The organism is Pandoraea sp. NPDC090278 (assembly GCF_044772185.1).
In the GTDB taxonomy this organism is placed as follows: Bacteria; Pseudomonadota; Gammaproteobacteria; order Burkholderiales; family Burkholderiaceae; genus Pandoraea.
Map to the genome: position 1 here is coordinate 20670 of NZ_JBIVYJ010000001.1, position 21250 is coordinate 41919.

15 protein-coding genes and 1 pseudogene are annotated in these 21250 nt (G+C 62.3%); 4 read left to right on the forward strand and 12 right to left on the reverse strand.

Translation table 11 applies throughout. The annotated features are described in order from the left end of the window. Positions 1-19 precede the first annotated feature (19 nt). From ACIQWO_RS00035 to ACIQWO_RS00085, 11 genes and pseudogenes are all read right to left on the reverse strand, one after another. Positions 20-505 carry a Fur family transcriptional regulator gene (locus ACIQWO_RS00035; RefSeq protein WP_402817542.1) on the reverse strand — a complete coding sequence of 162 codons (486 nt, stop codon included), beginning with the start codon at positions 503-505 and terminating at the stop codon, positions 20-22. Positions 506-582: 77 nt separating this feature from the next. Continuing rightward, positions 583-3005: pseudogene (locus tag ACIQWO_RS00040) on the reverse strand (TonB-dependent receptor). Between the two features lie 178 nt (positions 3006-3183). Continuing rightward, complete coding sequence (locus tag ACIQWO_RS00045; protein WP_402817544.1) at positions 3184-4233, reverse strand: FecR family protein; 1050 nt, start codon at positions 4231-4233, stop codon at positions 3184-3186. A 45-nt stretch (positions 4234-4278) separates the two neighbouring features. Beyond that, the gene (locus tag ACIQWO_RS00050; RefSeq protein ID WP_402817547.1) at positions 4279-4776 is read right to left on the reverse strand and encodes a sigma-70 family RNA polymerase sigma factor; all 498 of its coding nucleotides are present in this window, start codon (positions 4774-4776) and stop codon (positions 4279-4281) included. Between the two features lie 228 nt (positions 4777-5004). Continuing rightward, a complete protein-coding gene (locus tag ACIQWO_RS00055; RefSeq protein ID WP_402817550.1) occupies positions 5005-7338 on the reverse strand; it encodes a TonB-dependent siderophore receptor in 2334 nt (777 codons plus the stop codon). A gap of 138 nt (positions 7339-7476) precedes the next feature. After that, the gene (locus tag ACIQWO_RS00060) at positions 7477-8364 is read right to left on the reverse strand and encodes a FecR family protein (RefSeq protein WP_402817553.1); all 888 of its coding nucleotides are present in this window, start codon (positions 8362-8364) and stop codon (positions 7477-7479) included. Between the two features lie 15 nt (positions 8365-8379). Continuing rightward, complete coding sequence (locus ACIQWO_RS00065; RefSeq protein WP_402817556.1) at positions 8380-8988, reverse strand: RNA polymerase sigma factor; 609 nt, start codon at positions 8986-8988, stop codon at positions 8380-8382. Between the two features lie 135 nt (positions 8989-9123). After that, positions 9124-9804: a Fe2+-dependent dioxygenase gene (locus ACIQWO_RS00070; RefSeq protein WP_402817559.1), complete on the reverse strand. Its 681-nt coding sequence runs from the start codon at positions 9802-9804 to the stop codon at positions 9124-9126. A 78-nt stretch (positions 9805-9882) separates the two neighbouring features. Next, positions 9883-12558 carry a TonB-dependent siderophore receptor gene (locus ACIQWO_RS00075; RefSeq protein WP_402817562.1) on the reverse strand — a complete coding sequence of 892 codons (2676 nt, stop codon included), beginning with the start codon at positions 12556-12558 and terminating at the stop codon, positions 9883-9885. Between the two features lie 90 nt (positions 12559-12648). Next, positions 12649-13728: a FecR domain-containing protein gene (locus ACIQWO_RS00080; protein WP_402817565.1), complete on the reverse strand. Its 1080-nt coding sequence runs from the start codon at positions 13726-13728 to the stop codon at positions 12649-12651. A gap of 15 nt (positions 13729-13743) precedes the next feature. Further along, positions 13744-14253 (reverse strand): sigma-70 family RNA polymerase sigma factor, encoded by a 510-nt coding sequence (locus tag ACIQWO_RS00085; protein WP_402817568.1) that lies wholly within the window; start codon positions 14251-14253, stop codon positions 13744-13746. 527 nt (positions 14254-14780) lie between these two features. On the opposite strand from ACIQWO_RS00085, the gene ACIQWO_RS00090 reads away from it, so the two are divergent. Next, the gene (locus tag ACIQWO_RS00090; protein ID WP_402817571.1) at positions 14781-16925 is read left to right on the forward strand and encodes a TonB-dependent receptor; all 2145 of its coding nucleotides are present in this window, start codon (positions 14781-14783) and stop codon (positions 16923-16925) included. A gap of 88 nt (positions 16926-17013) precedes the next feature. Here ACIQWO_RS00090 and ACIQWO_RS00095 read toward each other — a convergent pair whose 3' ends face one another. Then, positions 17014-18216: an ammonium transporter gene (locus ACIQWO_RS00095; RefSeq protein WP_402817573.1), complete on the reverse strand. Its 1203-nt coding sequence runs from the start codon at positions 18214-18216 to the stop codon at positions 17014-17016. 303 nt (positions 18217-18519) lie between these two features. On the opposite strand from ACIQWO_RS00095, the gene ACIQWO_RS00100 reads away from it, so the two are divergent. The 3 genes from ACIQWO_RS00100 to ACIQWO_RS00110 all read left to right on the forward strand — a co-directional run bounded on the left by ACIQWO_RS00100 (position 18520) and on the right by ACIQWO_RS00110 (position 21205). Next, complete coding sequence (locus ACIQWO_RS00100; protein ID WP_402817576.1) at positions 18520-18819, forward strand: antibiotic biosynthesis monooxygenase family protein; 300 nt, start codon at positions 18520-18522, stop codon at positions 18817-18819. 175 nt (positions 18820-18994) lie between these two features. Continuing rightward, a complete protein-coding gene (locus ACIQWO_RS00105) occupies positions 18995-19726 on the forward strand; it encodes a FadR/GntR family transcriptional regulator (protein ID WP_402817579.1) in 732 nt (243 codons plus the stop codon). A gap of 66 nt (positions 19727-19792) precedes the next feature. After that, complete coding sequence (locus ACIQWO_RS00110) at positions 19793-21205, forward strand: FAD-binding oxidoreductase (protein WP_402817582.1); 1413 nt, start codon at positions 19793-19795, stop codon at positions 21203-21205. The last annotated feature ends 45 nt before the right edge of the window (positions 21206-21250 follow it).

The following is a 21250-nucleotide window of genomic DNA, read 5'->3' on the forward strand; positions in this document are numbered from 1 at the left end:
GCCGGGGGCTAATCGGATGCTAATCGGGTTCCGCACACTTCGCGCAGCAGTAGAGGATGTCCAGCGAGTGGTTCGCGGAACCCAGCAGGTTCTTGCCGAGCGACCGGGTAATGCAAGGCGTCAGCTCGCTGCTGAAGAACTGCACTTCGGATCTGCAAACGCGGCAGATGAGCCGATGCGACGCGACTTGCGACGCGTTCTGGCGCGCCAGATAGACCACGCGGGGTCCGGCAACCCCGTCGATCCATTGCCGTATCAGCAGGCCAGCGTCTGCCAGATCGCTCAGGACCCGGTAGGCGGTGCCGACGCTGATCGAGTGTCTCGATTTCAAAAAATAGCGGATCAACGTTTCGACGGTGACGGGTTCCGTTTGCGCCTCGATGGCGCTGAGGACCATGACCCGGTTTTCCGTGACCCGCAGGGGCGACGCGGCAATCCGCTCGGCGGCGCTTGGCGCTTCGTCTGCACTGGACGCCCGGGGGCCGTGAGGTTTCATCGCGGGCATAGCGCGTGTCCTTGACTGTCGTGTTCGCCAACGATGGAAGTGTGCAGTCCCGGAGGACCGCACATCTCACCGCTTGATTACCACCGGTGCTGATACGTGGCGGTGAGCGTGATGCCGGGTGCGGGCAAGTGGCTCGTGTTGTTGCTGTTACGCATCAACTGGCTGTACAGCGGGTAGTAATACCGGTTGAACAGGTTCTGAATGCCGATCGTCGCGGTGTCGTTCTTCGTGACTTCGTAGCGGCTGATCACGTCGAACGTTGTGTAGCTGGTCGCATCCATCCGACCGAAACCGTTCACACCGTTCAGGCGGTAGTCGCGTGCGGAAAAGTACGTGACCTGAAGGCGATTGCTCCACTTCGGGGTCGGTTTGAATTGGACATAACCCGTGAGTTTGAGCGGCGGAATGCGGTAGCCGCTCATGTCCTGACTGTTCGCGCCTTGCGGCGTCTCACGGCCCTGCATCCAGGTAAACGTTCCGCCCAGCCCCCAGCGCTCGTCTTCCGACAGGTAGTCCGCAGCACCCTCGACGCCGAAGATATGTTCCGCCGTGCGCGTGAGGATCAGGCCGTTATTGAAGCTCTGCACGTCGCCAAGATCCGACGTCGTGTAGAAGACGGCGAGCGACGTGAGCGTGTTGCCGAAGACACCGCGCCATCCCAGCTCGTAGTTGTTCGTCTTGACCGGACGCAGATCCGACGAATTGATGTCGAAGCCCGGTCGCGCGTTACGCACCTGCACGCCGATGTCGGGCAAGCTGAAGCCCTGACTGAAGGCGGCGTAGAACTCGTGGCCCTTGACCGGCGAGTACGTCACACCGATGTTGCCGAGCACGGCGCTGTAGTTCACCGTACCGCCTTTCACGCCGACGGGATTCGCGACTTTCGACTGCGATAGCGGAACGAAGTCGTTGAAGCTTGCCGTCGCATACTGATAGCGAAGGCCGCCTTCCGTCGACCAGTGATCGTTGAACTTGTGCTGAAGCTGCGCAAAACCACCCAGACTGCGCGTGGTCAGCGGCGGCAGATAGGTCGCTTCGCCAATCTTGCGGAAGACGCGGCCGCCGCTCGCGTCATACAACTTTGGGTCGAAGATATCGAGCGGCATATCGCTCTTTTCCTGCTCGAAGTCCATACCCCAGACGAGTCGCGTCTTCTTCTCCGCCCCAAACGGCGTCTTGATCGTCAGACGACTGCCGAAGACGGTGGAGTCCTGCATCGTCTGGTCGACGTTCGCCCCGCGTGTCGCCACCGCACGGGCATCGAAGGGCGTAAATCGGGTGAAGTAATCGCGGTAGTAGAACTGTGCCGAGAGCTGGCTTCCTAGCAGGTCGCGGTGTTCGTACTCCAGATTCACGAGCGTATTACGGATCTGGTTCTGATCGTCGAGCTGAAGTCCGTCAATGCCGCGTGCGGGCACGCTACCCGCAGGCAGGCGGGCGACGGATGGATCCGACGCGTAGCTCGTATCCTGCGACGAGTTGATATGGCTGACCGACAACTGGACACGCTGGTCCGGGGCGAAACGCAGCCCGAGTTTGCCGCCGATGTTGTAGTTGTTCGACGAGAACAGGTCGCCCTGACTCGGCTCGGGGGCAATGCGATTGCCGCGCGCGTCGTAGCTGTTGCCGATACGGCGGCCACCGACGTCGAACGCATAGTCGATCATGTCGTGGCTACCGGAAAAGTGCTGCTGAATGTCCGCACTCAGGCCGTCTGCACGCAGTCGCGATAGCGGTGAACTCAACGAGACGGTGGTATCCGCCTTGGGCTCGCCACCGGCAGGCCGCGTTGTGATGGAGACGATACCGCCCGTCGCGCCACCGCCATAAATGGAGCTACTGCCGCGCAAGACTTCGATGCGTTCCACCAACGCCGGATCGACGTTGGCGAGATTGCGCGACGAGTCGCGGTTGGTGTTCAGCGGCACACCGTCGAGCACACCAACATGCCGCGTCCGCGAAGCGTCTGCCCGTAATCCGTCACCGTACGGCTGGAGTCGGCCATGCCCGGCACGACTTTGGCCAGCACCGTTGCGAGGGTGCCGGAGGCGGCTTTCAACTCGTCCAGCTCGGCGCGTTCGATGACCGTCACCTGACGTGTCGGACGTACCAGATCGCTCGACGTACGCGACGCCGTTACTTCGACCGGGGCCAACGCCAGCGGGCTCGCGGGCGCGGCGGCGGGTGTCTCGGCCTTCTTCTCCGAGGCCGACACCAGCGTGTAGCCCTGATTGCCGCTGCGGCGGTAAGCGATGCCGCTGTTCTGAAGCAGGGCGGACAGCGCGGCCTCGGCGGTCATGGTGCCACGCACGGCGGGGGCGGTCTTGCCACTCACCAGATCAGGGGAGAAGAAGAGTTGCAGATTGGCCTGACGCCCGAGGAGCACGAGCGCGTCGGACAGCGACTGCGCGGGCACATTGACGTCAATCACAGCACTGGCCTTTGCAGCGGTGCCGCCGTTTGCCGTCTGCGCGGCGGCTCGCTGGGGCTGGGCGCTCAGGGCAGCTAGCGCGGCGAGAAAAATCAGTGATGCGGCCGTCTGCGGACGGTGCGATCGGGAACGGCGGGCGTGTGTAGAACCTTTCACGGCTGTTGGTCTCGTTTCGAATTTTGATGGATTCGCCGCTCAGCGACTAAGGCGAACTATCGGAAGACGAAATGCCGGACCAAAACCTGAATTATTTCGAAGAAATTTTTACGGTGCCGTCGGTGAGCGTCTGCACCTTGACCGGCAGGAACTGGGGCAGCGCCGCGAGCAGTTCGTCGGTGTTGTCCGCGCTGAAGACGCTGGTGACGCGAAGTTGTCCGACCGTGTCGTTGGCGACGATCACCGGCGATGGCCGGTACAGCGTCACTTCGCGCACCACGTCGGCCAGCGTCGCGTTCTGGAAGATCAACTTCCCGTCGCGCCAGGCCAGCGCCGTCGACAGATCCACCGGGCGGGCCGACGCGACGGTGCCGTCCGGACGAACTGTCGTGCCAAGGCCTTTCGTAAGCAGTGCGGACGTTTTTCCCGTCGCGCCTGCCGCTTGTGCGGGCACGCCGTCGACCTTCACCGATCCCGATTCGACGGCCACGGCCACATGCTTCTCGATGCGTCGCACGTCGAAGCGAGTCCCCGTGACCGTGACCCGCCCGGTACCGGCATCGACCACGAAGGGGCGCGAGGCATCGTGCGTGACGGAGAACATCGCCTCGCCGTCGAGCAACGTCACGTTGCGCTGCGCGGGGGTGAAGCTCACCTGAATGTGCGTGCGGGTGTTGAGTTCGACCACCGTGCCGTCGGCAAGCGTCACGCTGCGTCGTTCGCCCGGACGGGTGGCGATCTCTTGCGTCTGAGCGGGTGGGGGGCTGGATGTCGTGAGTTGCGCGACGTGTTCTGGTGACCGGGTCACGGAGGGCAGCATCATCGCGCCCAGCCCGATGCCGAGTACGCAAACGCAAGCGACGGCGATCCATCGACCGGCAGTGCTGCGGCTTGCCCCGCGATTGACCAGCCCCGCCCCGGGACCGGCGATTTCAGGTTTGGCCAATGCGCGCAGACGCTCAACCGGCACAGCCGCCGCTGCCTGCCATACGCGATCCAGCGCGGCGTATTCCGCGCGGTGCACGGGGTCGGCAGACAGCCACGCGTCGCGCGATGCGCGGTCGGCATCGGAAAACGCGCCGCTATGGGCTCTCGTGAACCAGAGCGCGGCTTCTTCGCGAATACGTTCAGAGGCGGGCATCGAAAGAGGCGGAGAGGGAGGGCAGACGGGACATAGGCGTGCGCGTCACTGAGGCGCCAGAGGACCGAGACGTTCGCGCAAATGTTTCATCGCCCGAATCATATACTTCTCGACCATGTTTTTCGAAAGATCGAGCCGCTCGGCGATCTCTTGCTGGCTGCAACCGTCAATGCGCTGCCAGACGAAAACCTGTCGGCACTTCAGCGGAAGTTCGGACAACGCTGCTTCGATGGCGTGCGCGAGTTGCGCCGCGTGGACTTCTTCTTCCGGATTACCTGTCGGGGCTTCGAACGCCGACAGCGCATCGAGCGTCGTCTGTTCTCGTCCGCGCTCGCGGCGAAAGGCGTCGATGGCGATGTTGCGTGCGGTCTGATGCAGATAGGCGCGCGGTTGTTCCGGCGGCGTTTCCAGTTCAAGCACTCGCAGCAGCGAGTCCTGCGCCAGATCCTCCGCTTGATGCCGGTTGCTGAGCTTCCCCGTCCACGTGCGAAGCAATTCGTCGTAGTAGGCGAAGATGCCGCGAGGGCGTGTCGAGCTTGCCATCAATCGAGTGGCGCAAAGCGCCCGGAAAGACCGGCCCGGCGGGCGACGCGATGACGGAAGGAATGGGAAAGCACGAGGAAGTCTTGGACCGAACCTGAAGGTTCGGAGTGCCGATACAGTCGTTAAATGCGACTGATTATCATTTCATTTGTTGCGTCGGTCAATACCGAAAACCACGGGACGCGACGAACGAACCTCGTCGTCACGTCGCGTCCAGCATCGGCAAACTCAGAGGTCGAACTGTGCCGTCAGCCAGAAAGTGCGCGGCTTGCCCGCCCATGCGCCGTTGATGTCGGGGTCTCCTGCGGCCCAGTAGCGACGGTCGGTCAGGTTCTGCACGCTCAGCGCGAACGTGGTCGGCACGCTGGCAAGTTTGGTGCGGTACTTCGCGCCAGCGTCGAAACGCACGTAGCCGGGCATCCAACTGGTGTTCTGCGCATTGAGCGGACGGCGTCCGACCAGATAAGCACCACCGTTCAGACTGAGGCCCTGCACGACGGGGACACGGTAGTCGAGAAACAGGTTGGCCTGAAACTTCGGCACGTCGGCAATCTGCTTGCCCGAAACGCTCGGGTCGGCCGGATTGTCGGCCTCCGTATGGAGATAGGCTGAGCCCGCGATCAGCGACAAGTCGCGCGTCAGGCGACCGTTGGCAGTGACTTCGATGCCCGTATGACGCTGCTTGCCGCCTTGCACGGTGAAGTTGTCGCTATTGCGATACTGCAACGTCTTTTCAAGGCGGAAGGCTGCGGCCGTCATCAGCAAATCGGGCGTGATGGCGCTCTTCACGCCGATTTCGTACTGCTTGGTTTTCAGCGGCGGCAGGTTCTCGCCTGCGTTGTTGGTGTCGTACCCGGCCGGGCCGGGCTGTTCGAAGCCTTCGGCGTAGCTTGCATAGGTCGAGATGGCGGGCGTCAGCTTGAACGTCACGCCGAAGGAGGGCGCATTGATACTGGCTTCCTGCGACGTGCCAGCACCCTTCGCGGGAAAGCTGTCGTTCCGGTAGTTGACGTGGCGCAGGCCCAGCATCACGTCCAAACGCGAGGTCAGCGAAACGATATCGCTCACGAAGACGCTGGGCTGATAGTTCTTGGAGAAGTTCTTCTTCGGGAAAGTCAGGTTGCTCGGCTCGGGCGAATACACCGGGTTGTAGATGTTGCCCACCGTCGTCGGCAGCACGGTGAAGCCGGACTCCACCGCCTGGAAGTTGCGCGTCGAGAACCCTGCGACCATCTGATGTTTGACGGGGCCGGTGTCGAAATTACCGCTGACGTACGTGTCGGTGGAGAGCACCCGGAAGTTCTGATCCGGATTCAGATAAATGTCGCCGGAGAGAATGTTCCCGTTCGTCGCCACGTTATAAATGTCGGGGAACGCAGCGATGCGCGCGTTGTACGACTGCGCAATGCGGGTGGTGAACTTCCACTTGTCGTTGAACTTGTAGTTGAAGTCCGCACCGATGTTGTACGTCTTCGTCTCGTATTGAAGCCACGGCTGGCCAAGCAGCACACGCGGGTCGACCGGTGCGGGCAACTGGCCGTCGAGATAGGGGCCGATGGCGGGCTGTGCCGCTTGCTTGCGTTGCTGATAATCGAAGTTCACTTGCAACAGGGCATCCGGCGTAATGCCGAAGTCGAGCGCGCCGCTGATGAACTTGCGTGAGACGTCGAGGTTGTGGCCGAAGTCTCCGGTCTTCTCACCGGCGACGGTGAACCGGTAGCCGATTTTGCCGTCGACCAGCGGGCCGCCGGTGTCGACGCTGGCGTAATAGCCGTCGTGGTCACGCACGCCGGTCTTGATCGTCGTGAAGCGGTCGCGCGTCGGGCGCTTGATGACGTAGTTGATCGTGCCGCCGGGGGAGTTAATGCCATACAGGAAGCCGGACGGCCCCTTCATGATATCGACCTGCTCCACGTTCTCGAGCGGAATCTCGTAGTACGGCGCGACGGACATGCCGTCGCGGCGCACCGTGTTCGTCCAGTCGACGAAGAAGCCGCGAATGCGCACGGTTTCGTAGGCACCTGCTTGCGTCGCGTCCTGAATCGACGGGTCGTTCTTCAGCACGTCCATCAACGTGCGCGCGTCCTGCGAATTCATCAGCTCGCTGTTGTACGACTGGATGGAGAAGGGCAGATCCTCGGGGCGCTTCGTGCCGAGCGCGCCCACGCTCACGCCTTCCGAAGCGTAGAGCGACGGGCGGGAGGCAAACACATTGGTTTCGGCCAGACGGATTTGAGAATCGGTGGCCTGACCTTGCGTTGCCGGTTGACGCACCACGAAGCCGCGTTCGCTCGACGACTCGACCACCAGCCCCGTACCGTCGGTGAGTCGCTTGAGCGCTTCGCTGACCGAATAGTTGCCTTTGAGCGCCGGTGCTTTACGGCCTTGTGCTGCGTCGGTCGCGAAAATGACCTGCGCGCCCGACTGACGTGCCACAGCACTCAGTGCCTGATCCAGCGGCTGTGCTGGCAGGTCAAAGGCCATCGCACCCGATTGTGCGTATGCCGACGCATAGAACACACTGCATGCCGCCAGCGCGCAAAGACGAAATCTGAATCCCACGCGACGCTTGCTCCCGTTCTCGATTCCCACCACTTCCCCCTAATCGTTATCTGTCGTCGCCCGACGGCATCGGGCCTTTCATGGGAGTTGGCGAATTGAGACGGAAGAATGTAGACGTGCAGTTACAAATTGTTACATTTAGCGGCGGCTGGCAATCACGTAGGCCCCGTCGTTCTGACGGGACACGGCCACGGGGAGAATCGAGGGCAGAGCGCGCAGCAACGATTCGACGTCCGCAATATCGTATTGACCTGAGAGCCGCAACTGCGCCACGCCGGGGTCTTTGAGCACGATGCGTTGCGGGTAATAGCGCTGGATCTGCGCCACGGCGACGCTGAGTGGCGTGCCGTCGAATTGCAGTCGGCCGTCTTTCCAGGCAATTTCGGAGGCGCCGTCGACGCTGCTGACCGGGCCCACGTTGCCGTTCAGAACGACAACGCCCTGATTGCGCTGAAGTGTTGCGGACTGGTCGCCGGACGCCACGCGCACCTCGCCATGTTCGACGCTCACGCGCGTGGCGCTGTCGCGGGTGTCGCCGGTTCGTACGCCGAACAGCGTGCCGATGTCGTGGATGGTGACGTCATGCGCCGTGACCGTGAACGGTCGCGGCGACTGGCCGACATCGAATGCCGCGGCACCGCGCGTCAGCGCCAGTTCACGTGACCGAATGCGCCACTGAACGGTGATCGCGGAGTCTGCATCGAGCGAAAGCCGCGTGCCGTCGGCAAGCTGCCACGTTCGCGGCGCGGTCGCCTGCGTCGTCAACGTCTCGCTGCGATACACCGGATTGAGATACACGGTGCCTGCCGCGGCCGCGCACACCAGCAGCACTGCGGTCACGCGTTTTGCGCGTGTCTTCCGGCGCGATTCGACGGCCTGCCGAAGGAGTTCGTCTTTAGCGGGAAACCGGGCGATCAATTCGGAACGGAAGGGGCCCAGGTCCGGCGCGCGACCGTGCAGTTCGGCACTGGCACGACCGGAGTCGGCATTCGACGGCGTGGCAGCCGTTTCGTCGGATGAAGTCATCGCGCCGTCGCCGCCTCAGGAACAGGAGAACTGCGGCATGACATTCAGGCCGTCGTTGTCGCGTGCGGGTGACGCGGTGGCACCGGCAACGGTGCACCCGGACGACTCGACGGGTATCGATTCGCAGAAGACCTGCGCGATGTCGTGCATAGCGCGGTTCATATGTTTAGCGACCATGCTGCGCGAAATTCCCATATGCGCGGCGACTTCCGCCTGCGGTATCTCGTGCAGCGCATGAAGCAGGAAGACGAGTCGACACCGCTCAGGCAGCGCCTGAATCACCCGTTCGAGCCGGTCGAGCAACTGCATGAACTCGACGTGCGCCAGCCCATCGTTTTCGTCCAGCCGGGTATCTGGCATGACGCCGGTCGGCACTTGCCAGCCGTGCAGACGGTCGGCGGCGCGCGCCAGATCGATCGCGCGATGCGTGGACGCCGTACGAAGGAACGCCAGCGGCGTGACGACGGCCCCTTGCGGCGGATTCTCGATGAGGCTCACGCAAACGTCGTGCACCACCTCGGTGGCGAAGCCTCGTCCACCGAACCGTCGGCGAACGTGATCGACCAGTTCGTCGTAATGACGAACCAGTGCAGCGATCAGCGGCGACACGCACGGGTCTGACATGGAGCGCACGATTTCAGGGAAATTTGGCGAAAGATTCCAAAGTATAAATGAGAATCGTTCGCAAATTAAATCGTATTCCGCTGAGTGTGGATTTTTCGCATCGTCGTGGCGCTGAGTGCCCGATGACGCGCCCGGTCAGCAGTCCGCGTTGAGTCGCAGCAGGTTGTGATAGGTATTCGACAGCGACAGGACGGCGGGGTGATCGTCCGGCATCGCCTGTCGGATCTGCATGATGGCCATATCCAGCTCGTGCAGGATCGCCCGTTGCTCGTGCGAGCGCACGGTCGATTGCGTCCAGAAGAAAGCGGCCAGCCGCGAGCCTCGGGTAATGGGACTGATGCTGTGGATCGTGTCGGTCGGATAGACGAGCAGGTCACCTGCTTGCAGTTTGTACGTCTCCGTACTGTGCAGCCGGTGAATCACCAGTTCTCCGCCGTCGTATTCCGCCGGGTCCGAGAGAAACAGGGTCGACGACAGATCCGCACGCATGCGCGGCGCGCCGGGCACGGTGTGAATCGCACCGTCGACGTGCGCCCCGTAGCTCATGCCGGTGTCGTAGCGGTTGAACATCGGCGAGCGTACGCGCAGCGGAATGGCGACCGAATTGAACAGGGCATTACGTCCAAGCGCGCGCAAGATCAGATCGCCCAACGCCTCGTACGTCTCCGAATTGATCCGTATCTGCACGTTGCGTTTGACGTCGCGCGCCTGCTCGCCCGCACTCTCTTTGCCGTCGACCCACGACGCTTTACCGAGGACCTCGCGGCACTGGGCCAACTCTTCCGGCGTGAGGACTTTGGGGATGGTGACGATCATGGGCCGCTGCTCGTTTGTCGCGTCGCTTTTCGCGTTTGATGGGGCCATCGGCAGAGCGTCCTGCCGATGGCGTCGTGATTACATGGAAATGCGCGTGCTCAGGATCACTGCGCGGCCCGCCGACGGGATGGCGCGCGCGGTGTTCGCGTTCTCGCCTGAGAAGTAATTGTCGTAGTTGATGCGATTCGTAAGGTTGTACCCGTTCAGCGCGACGCGAACGTTCTTGTACTCCCAGGCCAGCATCGCGTCAAACGACAAACTGTAGGGCACCTTCGCCATCATGTCGTCGCGAATGTACATGCTGTCGCGATAGGTCAGCCCGCCGCCGACCATGAAGCGTCCCGGCAGGACTTTCGACCATTGCGGCGTCAAGTCGTACGTGGTCCACAACGTGGCGGAATTGCGCGCCGCGCCCTGAACCGGGTTGCCGATATTGCTCTTGGTCGCCGAGTCCACGATCTCGCTGTGCAGCCATGCATAGCCGATGTACGCGGTCCACTGCGGTGTGAGCTTGCCCGACAGGCCGAGTTCGACACCGTAATAGCGCTCCTTGTTACCGGTTGCGGTCAGGTTGCCGGTGCCGTCGTCATAGTAGGAGTTGTTCTTTTCCGTGTGGAACAACGCGCCCGACACGCCGAGACGCTCACCGAGCAGGTCCACCTTCGCGCCCAGCTCCAGCGTCTTGGTCTTTTCCGGCGACAGGTCGCGCAGGTTGTTGCTGGCCGTGGTGGTGCTGTTCACGCCCAGCGGGTTTGCGTCGGCCGTGATCGAACCCGCCCAGGGCGTCGTGGAGGCCCATCCGTACGACAGGTAGTAAGACTGCTGAGCCGTCGGCTCCCAGATCAGGCTAAGACGCGGGCTGAAGAAGTTCGAGCTGGTGCTGACGTTGGACGTCTCGCTGCCGCTGCTGAGCGTCGACAGACGCGAGGTCTGTGAGTAGTAGTCCCAGCGTACGGCACCGAGAATCGACCACTCAGGCGTGAAGTGCACCCGGTCACTCGCGAACAGTGCGATGTCCGTGAGCGTGGAGTCGCGCACGTCGTTGGTGCCCTTCGGATCGATGGCCACGAGGTAGTTGCTCGACGACGTGTTCGGTCGCAGAAGCGTGCCGGGGATCTTCGTCGTGGTGCCGGACATATCGGGCTTCATGTAGGCGTAGGCCTGCCGATGGTCGGTCTGATACGAGAAGTCCAGACCCAGACGGACATCGTGCTTGAGCGCTGCCGTGTCGAACGCGCTCGACAGCGTCGTCACGTTCTGAAAGCCGGTGGAGCGTTGCGAGTAGCGCGGCCCGCCGCCCGAGCCGAGCACGATGGGTCCGTCACCCGTCTTGAAGAAGGAATCGGCGCACGCCTGATCGCAGGTGGCGGACGTCGAGCTGAACATGCGCTCGTAGTAGCCGAATCGCGTGTCGTTGCTGATCGACGTCGTGTCGCTGATCTTGTGCTTGAGCAACGACGTGAAGATATCGGCCGTGGAGTGATCGCGGTCGGTGTCTTTGCCGTAATAGTTCGAACGGGGCAGGCCATAGGCCGAAGCGACCGGCTCGCGTACCGACGTCGCGGTACGGCCGATCAACGGTTGCCCATAGTCGGGCGTGCGCTTGTTGTCCTGATGCAGGTAGTTCACGTACCACGTCGTAGGCGTTGTCAGTCCCGCCGCGAACGACAGCGCCATGCCCCACCGATCGGACTTCACGCCATCGCGATCCACGATGTTCTGGTCCTGTCGCATGGCATTTACGCGCAGCGCGGTGGTGTCGCCCAGCTGGCGGTTGATGTCCACCGTCTCGCGGTTCATCGGGCCGTTACCGATCATGCCTTCGATCGAGGCGGCGTTGCCCAGATGCGCCAGCTTGGTCTCACTGTTGATCGCGCCGCCGTTGGATCCCATCCCGAAGTTCTCGGACGACGGCCCTTTGATCACGTCGACCTGTTCGGTGTTGAAGGTGTCGCGCACGTAGACGCCGAAGTCGCGCAGTCCGTCGAGGTAAGCGTCGTTCTTCGTCGTCGCGCCGCGAATACGGAACTGGTCACCGTTGGCCCCGCCGTTCGCCTCGCCAATGGCCACGGTGATGCCGGGCACGTTGCGCAGGGCTTGCTCAAGTGTGGTGGCCTGCTGCTGTTGCATGACGTCCTGCGGCACGACGTTGACGACCTGCGGAATCTCGCGGATCGGTCCGGACATGCGCGCGATATTGGTCTCTGCGTGGAGCAGGTTGCCCGCCGCTAGAGGATCGGCGGTCACGTTCGAGGGCGGCAATGTGGCGGCGAGCGTGTTGGACGTCACGGTGGCCGCAGGCAAGACGACATGCGGCGTGTCGGCTGCGCCATTGTTGGCGGCGCTCTGCACGCCGTAGCTGCCGTCCGGCCAACGGACGGCTTTCAACCCGGAGCCGCTCAGCAAGACGTTCAGCGCTTCTTCGGCGGTGTATTGACCGCTCACGCCAGCGGTCACTTTTCCGGCGGCCTGATCCGGCGTGAACGACAGCAGAGCGTTCGACGTGCTGGCCCAGCGATGCAGTGCGGGCGTGAGCGGGCCGGACGGAATGCTGTAGGTGCGCGTCGCGCCTTGCGCCGCCTTGTTCGTGACGGCTTGCGCCAGTGCAGGCGTCGCGCTCGCGGCGTACAACGCTGCGCCATAAAGGGTGGCGGAAACGGCCAGCGTAACGGCCTGACGTTTCGGCACCAGAGACATCCCCGTGGAAGCGTGCTGCCGGTTCCGGCCTTGCTTGTTCTTATGACTGCGTGACATGGTCTATTTACCTGAATGAGATACCCAAAAATCCGTCTTCATCAGGTAGGTGCCGCGAGAATTCAAAACGGGCAGAAGTTTTTAATTTTTTTAGCGCGACGGGGAGGACGTGCTGGCTTCGATCATCGTCCAGTACTTCGTCATGCTGCGGATGCGAACCGGTAGCACCCGGGGTAACGACGCCAGAATGCGATCGGTGTCCGACGTCGGAAACGCGCCGGAGATGCGCAGGTCGGCAACGTCCGGCGAGACGCGCAGCAGGCCCGTGCGGTATCTCGCGACTTCGTTTGCGAATGCGCCGAGCGTCATGTTGTCGGCGACGATCTGACCGCGCAGCCACGCTGTCTGTGCCTCGCCGGACGGCCGGATCGCGCCCAGTCCGTCGTTGTCGAAGTCGATCTGCTCGCCTTGGCTGAGCGTTGTCGCGGCTTGCAATGCGTGGGCGGAACTGATGTCGACCCGATCACGCAGTACGACGCAACGGGTGTGGTCACGGTGTACGCGCACCATGAATTCCGCATTCGTCGCACGAATGACGCCGTGACCGGTGACGAGCGCCAGCGGCTCGCGTCCGCCGGGGCGCGCGGCGGTCGCCGCCATCCGGACGCACACTTGCCCCTCAAGCAATTCGATCTGACGTTGCCCGTCGCGAAATCGGGTGGCGACGGCGGACTCGGTGTCGAGCAACAGGTAGGAGCCATCCGGGAGTTGGACCGCTTTCGTTTCTCCCTTGCCCGTGCGGTAGTCGGCCGAGAGGGCTAGCGCAATCTGGCTTCGTGTGGCGATGGCGCCGGTGCCGAGAACAAGCCCGGTGAGCGCCAGACCTTTGACAACGCTGCGTCGTCGTGCCCGATGCTCGCTAACGGCACGTGGTGGCACATGGGCGGCATAGGGCGAATAAGGTGTCAGCGTCCGATAGGCCCGCTCGGTGTCGAGCGAGCGAATCTGGCCGAACACCGACTCCACCTTGGCCCATGCGCTCCGATGGTCGTTCGACGCACGAAGCCATGCACTCCATTGCGCATGGTCACGTTCTCCTGCGTCGCCGGACTTGAGCACGGTGAACCATTCCACGGCCTGATCGAGCGCGGAACGAGAGGGCGAGGGGACGGATGAAACTGCGGCGGGCGGCGTCATTTGACTGAAGCGGGCATCCTTCTGGCCGGGCATGTCGATCGATGCTCCTTAGTCCAGAAGCGTCAGCACGCACTGCCGGTTCGCGCGCAGCAAATACTGTTTGACGGAGCTGGAGGAGACATTCAGACGTTCTGCGATTTCGGAATACTTGAGATCGAGCAGATGCGCCAGCAGGAAGGCTTCTTTGACTTTGGCGGGAAGGCCGTCCAGTGCGCGATCGATCGCCGATAACGTCTGCAACGCGATCAGGCGCACTTCCGGTGGTGGCACATGCTCTTGCGGAAGTTCGGCAAGGAGTTCGAGATAGCTGGTTTCGAGTGCTTCGCGACGATAGTAGTGGGACAGCAAACGTCGAGCGACCGTCGCCAGAAACGGACGAGGCTCACGTATTCCTGCAACAGTTCCGGTGTGAATGATGCTGACGAAAGCATCCTGCGCCAAATCGGAGGCGATGCTGGCGTCGCCGAGTTTGCGACGTATCCAGCCCGTTAACCAACTGTAGTGATCAACATATAACCCCGCCACTTGCTGGCGGAGTTCTGCCTCGCTCGATGCCACGATGTCCTTGTCGCGCCTTGCCAACGAACATCGATGCAGGCGAAAAAGTAATGAGAATTATTCGCAATATATTTCGGTTACCTGATGAATGCAACAACTTTTTAAGTGATTTGCTAATAGGCGACATATCGGCGCGCGTCCGTGATTTGGATGGGCGATGCACGTTGATCACGCTCCGCGATGGGGCTAACATCGCGCTCCAGCGAAAGAGCGTGTAGCCCTCCGGCGGAGGGCCTAACCGCCAGGCCGATCTCGCTTCGCTTCCCTCTCAGACCACGTGCATCGACCGGATGCATGAGCGTTCCGTCACGTCATCTCGCGAATTCACGGCAAGGTGACGATCCTGTTTCCCCGATTCCAGCGGGACTTCGTGTTGTCCGGATGGGCAGCGCGGTCTCATGCACGCCCTTTAACTATCTTTAGCCCTGTGTGGTACGTCTCATCAAATGAAGCACACCGAAGCGAATTTCCGACGTCGTCCTGTTCCTGCCGTTCCGCGACGCATTTCCCAGGCAACGATTCTGTTGATGACGACCCTGTTCTCCTGTGCCGCGCTGGCGCAGACGTCAGGGGAAAAAGACGCGGTCGACAGTCCGCGAGGCGAGGGCGTCGAGGCGCGTGTCGAGGGACATCTGGCACCCACGACCGTGAGTGCGTCGGCATTGGGCGAGACGGCACCGGCCCCGGGCGGTCAGGTGGCGCGAGGCGGGCGAGTCGGTTTGCTGGGGGATAAGGGTGTGATGGAGACGCCGTTCTCTGTCACGAACTACACGTCCGAACGACTGGAGAATCAGCAGGCTGTCACGCTGGCGGAGGTGTTGAACGCGGACCCTTCCGCACGATTTACCGGCCAGATTGGCGGCGTGACGGATTCCTTCTTCATTCGCGGCTTCCCGATCAACGAAGGCAATCTCTCCGAAGTCGCGTTTGACGGCGTGTACGGCATCGCTCCCAACTATCACCTCTTCACGGAATATATCGAGCGTGTCGAAGTGCTGCGTGGCCCCGCTGCCTTGTTGTATGGGATGTCCCCGAACAGTGGCGTGGGCGGTGTCGTCAATATCGTGCCGAAGCGCGCGCTATCCAAGGATTTGACGCGCGTCACGCTGGATTACGCGACGAAGGGGCAGGCAGGCGTTGCCGTGGACGTGAGCCGTCGCTTCGGCGACGAGCGTCAGTGGGGCATTCGCTTTAACGGGTTGCATCGTCAGGGCCCGACTGCGCTCGACAATCAGTCATCGCGGGCCGAAGTCGGCGCGTTGTCGCTGGACTACACCGGGACGCGTCTGCGGGCCTCGCTCGACGTCATCGAGCAATACCAGTGGGTTGATGCACCGACGCGACCCTTTCTCGTCGCGTCGGGCGTACCGGTCCCGTCGGCGCCGGACGGTGCGCGAAACGTCACGCAGAAATGGGGCTGGTGGAAGTCGAACGACTTATCGGTGCTCGGGCATGCGGAATACGACCTCACCGACAACGTGACGGTGTTCGCCGATGCGGGCACGGCAAAGTCCGACGTTTCACGTCTGTCTGATCAGACGCCGACGATTCTGGACAGCCTGGGAAACACTTCAGCGGTGCCGCAGAACTGGAAGTTCCAGGTCAATCGTGCGACGGTGGATGCGGGCGTCAGAGCGAAATTCCGTACCGGCTCGATCTCTCACGCGCTGAGCGCGCAAGCCAACTACTACAGTGACCGTGTCGCCTCCGGTGCGAATTCGGGGACGACGGTGTTCTCGAACATCTACTCACCGGTGGACCGGCCCGAGCAGTTTATCGGTGCACCGACACGCGTGCCGCTCGCGTCGACTTCGACGCTCTCCGGGATTGCGCTCGCCGACACGGTCGGTGTCTTCGACGACAGGCTGCAGGTCACGCTCGGCGTGCGCGGGCAGCAGATCCGCTCGAACAACTACAACGCAACCTCCGGCGCGGTGTCTAGCGCTTACGACAAGAGCGCGGTGACCCCGCTCGCGGGCGTGCTGTTCAAAGCGACGAATAGCGTGTCGCTCTACGCGAACTACATCGAAGGGCTGAGTAAGGGCGATGTCGCACCGACGACCGCAAGCAATGCTGGCGAAGTGTTCGCGCCGTACAAGACCAAGCAGAAGGAGGTTGGGGTCAAAGTCTCCACCGGCGGCGTTATCGCGACGTTGGCGGCCTTTGAAATTACGAAGCCCAGCGGCTCGCTGAACGGGACGCTCTTCAGCGTCAATGGCGAACAGCGCAATCGCGGTGTTGAGCTGACGATGGCGGGTGAACCGCTCACGGGCGTGCGTCTTATCGGCGGATTGACCTGGTTGAACGCGCAACTCACCAAAGCACCGAACCCCGCCACGGTGGGCAATCGTCCCGTGGGCGTGCCGCAGTGGATGGCCAACGCGGGTGTCGAGTGGGACGTGCGTTGGGTGCCCGGCCTGACGCTCACCAGTGCCCTGACGTACACGGCGAGTGAGTACGTGAATCAGGCCAACACGCAGTCGGTGCCGTCGTGGGTGACGGCGGATCTTGGCGTCCGGTACAAGACACAGATTGTCGGCAAAAGCACAACGTTCAGAGCGGGTGTAAGCAACGTGTTCGATCGCCGCTACTGGTCCGGCGTGGCGTCGTATGGAACGATCTCGCTCGGCGCGCCGCGAACGGTCTACCTGTCTGCCTCAGTGGACTTCTGATTCAAGCAGCCTGCAAACGGTGCGCTGTGACTGGCATGAATCGCGTCACAGCGCACGTTTGATGGTGCAGTCGTTCAGGTTTGGCCACTTACCAATTCGTTTCCCGCTCCGGCGTGGCCGTGATCTTGTGGATCGAGAGGTCGGCGCCGTAGTACTCCTGTTCGTCGTCGAGCCGCAATCCTGAGACGCGTTTGATGACCCCATACACGAGGTAGCCCCCGGCGAAGGCGATCGCGACACCCATCACCGTGCCGACCATCTGCGAGACGAAGCTCACACCGCCCAGTCCGCCGAGCGCCTTCTGTCCGAAGATGCCAGCCGCCAGCCCACCCCAGATGCCGCACACGCCGTGCAGCGGCCACACGCCAAGCACGTCGTCGATGCGCAGACGGTTCTGCGTCACCGTGAACAGCCACACGAACAGACCGCCTGCGACTGCGCCCACGACCAGCGCGCCGAGCGGGTGCATGACGTCCGACCCTGCACATACTGCAACGAGTCCCGCAAGCGGCCCGTTATGGATGAAGCCGGGGTCGTCGCGTCCCACCCACATGGCGACCAGCGTGCCGCCGACCATCGCCATGAGCGAGTTCACGGCGACCAGCCCCGAAATGCCACCAACGCGCTGGGCGCTCATCACGTTAAAGCCGAACCAGCCGACGATCAGAATCCATGCGCCCAGGGCGAGGAACGGAATCGACGACGGCGGATGCGCGGCGACCTGACCCTGACCGTTGTAGCGCCCGCGGCGCGCGCCGAGATGCAACACCGCCGCAAGACCAATCCATCCCCCCACCGCATGCACGACCACCGAACCCGCGAAGTCGTGGAAAGGTGCGCCGAGCGTTTGCGTGAGCCAGTCCTGAACGCCGAGATGCCCGTTCCACGCAATGCCTTCGAAGAACGGGTAGATCACGCCAACGAGGAAGAACGTGGCCACCGACTGCGGATGAAACTTGGCGCGCTCGGCAATGCCGCCCGACACGATGGCGGGAATCGCGGCCGCGAACGTCAGCAGAAAGAAGAACTTGATCAGCGCGTAGCCGTTGTGCTCGGACAGCACCGTGGCGCTCGACCAGAAGTCGACGCCATAGGCGAGCGGATAACCGATGAAGAAATACGCGAGTCCGGAGACGGCGAAGTCTGTGAGGATCTTGACCAGTGCGTTGACCTGATTCTTCTTGCGGACAGTGCCAAGCTCGAGAAACGCGAAACCGGCGTGCATGGCAAGCACCAGGATCGCGCCGAGCAGCAGGAACAACACGTCGCCGGGTGTATTGGAATTGGGCATGAATGTGCTCTTTTGGTGCAAGTGTGAGAAGAAACGAAGATATGCAAGAGCGATGCCAGAAATCGCTAGTGCATTGATATGTATGCGAGTTTTATCTGGTGATGTGAGATTCGGTGCTTCGGGGTGCACGGTCGTGGTGCCGTAAGCCGACGCTGCGGGCGTTCTTCGTGCATGCGGGCATGGTGGACATGGCGAAGTATGGAAAAGCGGTGAAAGGCGAGGGGATGTCACACGCGATGCGTGTCACCGGCACGCGGTATAGAATCCATCAGCAAAACCACGGACCCATCTCTGAGGAACCCCATGATTTTTGAAATCGCCCAGATCGAAGTGAAGCCCGGCAAGGAAGCCGAGTTCGAACAAGGTGTCGCCAAGGCCGCGCCGCTGTTCAAGGGATCGAAAGGCTGCCACGGCATGCGTCTGCTCAAGTCCATCGAGCAACCGACGCATTACAGCCTCGTCGTGACCTGGGAAACGCTCGAAGACCACACCGTCCACTTCCGCAATTCGGATGCCTTCCAGCAGTGGCGCGCGCTCGTGAGCGATTGCTTCGCCGCGCCGCCGAACGTCGGCCATGTGACGGAAGCGCTGATCGGCTTCTAAGACAGGAGCGGTTCTGCGTCCGATCCAATCGGTGCGCAACCGATAAAGCGGTGATGGAGCCAGCCTCCACCACCGCTTTTTCTTTTTAGTGAGATGACTAGGGTTAACGCGATATGAGGCAATAAAAGTTTTCAGATAACATGCAAACCAGAAAAGCATCAGACGACAGGAACGGATGACTACCAAGCCCAGAACCCTGACCGAGCAGGTCGCGCAGCAATTACAGGAAGCGATCCGGCAGGGCGTCTATCCCGTCGGCACCCGGCTGCCGACCGGCAAGCAACTCTCCGAATCGTATGGCGTGAGTCCTGCGGTGATCCGCGAAGTGACGGAGCGTCTGCGTGCACAGGGTCTGATCGACAGCCGTCAGGGCGCAGGCGTGACCGTGAAGGCGCGCACGCCGCAGAGCGGCTTTCAGGTGCCTGTCGGTCAAGACGCGGCCGATCTCGCGAGCGTCTACGAATTGCGTCTGGATCTGGAGAGCACGGCCGCCGCGCTCGCTGCCGTTCGGCATACCGACGAGGATATTCGTCAGCTCGAAACGATTCTCGGCAAACTCGAAACGCATCTGTATCACCCGGAGAACGGCGTCGAGTTCGATACCGCTTTTCATGCGGCCATCGCCCGAGCGACTCACAACCGCTATTACGCCGACCTGTTGCAGTACCTGAATCTGCAAATTCGGCAGGTCGTGCAGGCCGCGCGCACGAATACGTTGCGTCACGAAGGCCTCGCGGCGCAGGTGCATCAGGAACACGTTGCTGTGTTCGACGCCATCAAGGCGCGCGATCCGATGCGCGCGCGTGAGGCGTCGCTCTCACATCTGCTGCGTGCTTCGGGGCGTCTTGGCCTGACGCTTCCCGGGCGCGACATCATTACCGGCGCGGTTGCGCCGAAGCGCCATTGATCTGCGAGCGGCCGAGCCATCGTCAGATGCCATCCCCTCACACCGTAACCCCCGACGCGTGACCTTATGACCATCACCGCTTTTGCTCAACGTCTCATCGACGCCGTCGGCGCCGAGAGCGTTTTCACTTCGACTGAGGACGTCGCGCCCTGGCTCGCCGACTGGCGTGGCATGTATCGCGGGCACGCGCAGGCCGTCGTGCGCCCGCGCTCGACGCAGGACGTCGCCAAAATTCTCACGCTGTGCCAGAGCACGGGCACCCCGGTCGTGCCGCGCGGCGGTAACACCGGGCTGTGCGGCGGCGCGACGCCCGATAAGTCCGAGCAGAACGTGGTGCTGAGCCTCGACCGCATGAACGCGGTTCGCAGTCTCGACACCATCGCCAATACCCTCGTGGCCGAAGCGGGGTGCATTCTCGAAGACCTGCAACGCACGGCGCGCGACGCGAATCGTCTGCTCCCGCTGAGCCTAGCGGCCGAAGGGTCGTGCCAACTGGGCGGTAATCTCGCGACGAACGCCGGTGGCGTGAACGTGGTGCGCTACGGCATGACGCGCGATCTGGTGCTCGGTGTGGAAGCCGTGTTGCCGAACGGCGAGATCCTTCACGGCCTTCGCACGCTGCGCAAGGACAACACCGGTTACGACCTCAAGCAGTTGCTCATCGGCTCGGAAGGCACGCTCGGCGTGATTACGGCGGCGGCGCTGCGTTTGTACGCGCCCACGCCGGTACGGCAGGTGGTCATCGCCGCTGTCACGTCGCCGCGTCAGGCGCTCGAACTCTATGAGTTGCTGTTCGCCGAATGTGGCCCACGCATGCAGGCGTTCGAGTTCTTCACCGGCGAGTGCGTGGATCTGGTGATGGCGCATGTGCCGGGCGTGCGCGCCCCGTTTGGCGAGCGTCACCCGGGCTATGTGCTGGTGGAGTTGGCCGATACGGCGGACGAACAAGCCCTCGGGGCACTGCTCGAACGGGTGATCGAAGCCGCTATCGAGCGCGATCTGTGTGCCGACGCCGTGGTGTCGTCCACGCTGGGCCAGGTCGAAGAGATGTGGAAGCTGCGTGAAGAAATCTCCGAGGCGCAACGTGCCGACGGCCCGCATCTGAAGCACGACGTCTCGTTGCCCATCGAATCGATTCCGGAATTCATGATGAGCGCCGAAGCGCGCGTGCGACGTGTTTGTCCGCAGGTGCGTCCGTTCATCTTCGGCCACTTTGGCGACGGCAACCTGCACTACAACCTGTCGCGCCCGGCAGGCGAGGCGGCGGATTTCATGGCAAAGCACGGTGAAGCGATCACGGCCGAAGTGCTCGATGAAGTCGCACGCTTCGGTGGCAGCATCAGCGCCGAACATGGCATCGGACAGCTCAAGCGCGATTACTTCGCCAAGTACAAATCGCCGCTCGAACTGCGTCTGATGCGCGAGATCAAGGCCGTGTTCGATCCGGCCGGGATCATGAACCCGGGCAAGCTGCTGTAACGGTTTTCTGCATCGCGGACGCCGAACCTCGGCGTCCGATGACGT

Excerpts from the sequence above, each read along its gene's own strand:
- ACIQWO_RS00110 (WP_402817582.1), top strand. The coding sequence starts at position 19,793 with ATGACCATCACCGCTTTTGCTCAACGTCTCATCGACGCCGTCGGCGCC.
- ACIQWO_RS00105 (WP_402817579.1), top strand. The coding sequence starts at position 18,995 with ATGACTACCAAGCCCAGAACCCTGACCGAGCAGGTCGCGCAGCAATTA.
- ACIQWO_RS00065 (WP_402817556.1), bottom strand. The coding sequence starts at position 8,988 with ATGTCAGACCCGTGCGTGTCGCCGCTGATCGCTGCACTGGTTCGTCAT.
- ACIQWO_RS00100 (WP_402817576.1), top strand. The coding sequence starts at position 18,520 with ATGATTTTTGAAATCGCCCAGATCGAAGTGAAGCCCGGCAAGGAAGCC.
- ACIQWO_RS00035 (WP_402817542.1), bottom strand. The coding sequence starts at position 505 with ATGCCCGCGATGAAACCTCACGGCCCCCGGGCGTCCAGTGCAGACGAA.
- ACIQWO_RS00080 (WP_402817565.1), bottom strand. The coding sequence starts at position 13,728 with ATGCCCGGCCAGAAGGATGCCCGCTTCAGTCAAATGACGCCGCCCGCC.
- ACIQWO_RS00090 (WP_402817571.1), top strand. The coding sequence starts at position 14,781 with ATGACGACCCTGTTCTCCTGTGCCGCGCTGGCGCAGACGTCAGGGGAA.
- ACIQWO_RS00050 (WP_402817547.1), bottom strand. The coding sequence starts at position 4,776 with ATGGCAAGCTCGACACGCCCTCGCGGCATCTTCGCCTACTACGACGAA.
- ACIQWO_RS00075 (WP_402817562.1), bottom strand. The coding sequence starts at position 12,558 with ATGTCACGCAGTCATAAGAACAAGCAAGGCCGGAACCGGCAGCACGCT.
- ACIQWO_RS00095 (WP_402817573.1), bottom strand. The coding sequence starts at position 18,216 with ATGCCCAATTCCAATACACCCGGCGACGTGTTGTTCCTGCTGCTCGGC.
- ACIQWO_RS00070 (WP_402817559.1), bottom strand. The coding sequence starts at position 9,804 with ATGATCGTCACCATCCCCAAAGTCCTCACGCCGGAAGAGTTGGCCCAG.
- ACIQWO_RS00060 (WP_402817553.1), bottom strand. The coding sequence starts at position 8,364 with ATGACTTCATCCGACGAAACGGCTGCCACGCCGTCGAATGCCGACTCC.
- ACIQWO_RS00045 (WP_402817544.1), bottom strand. The coding sequence starts at position 4,233 with ATGCCCGCCTCTGAACGTATTCGCGAAGAAGCCGCGCTCTGGTTCACG.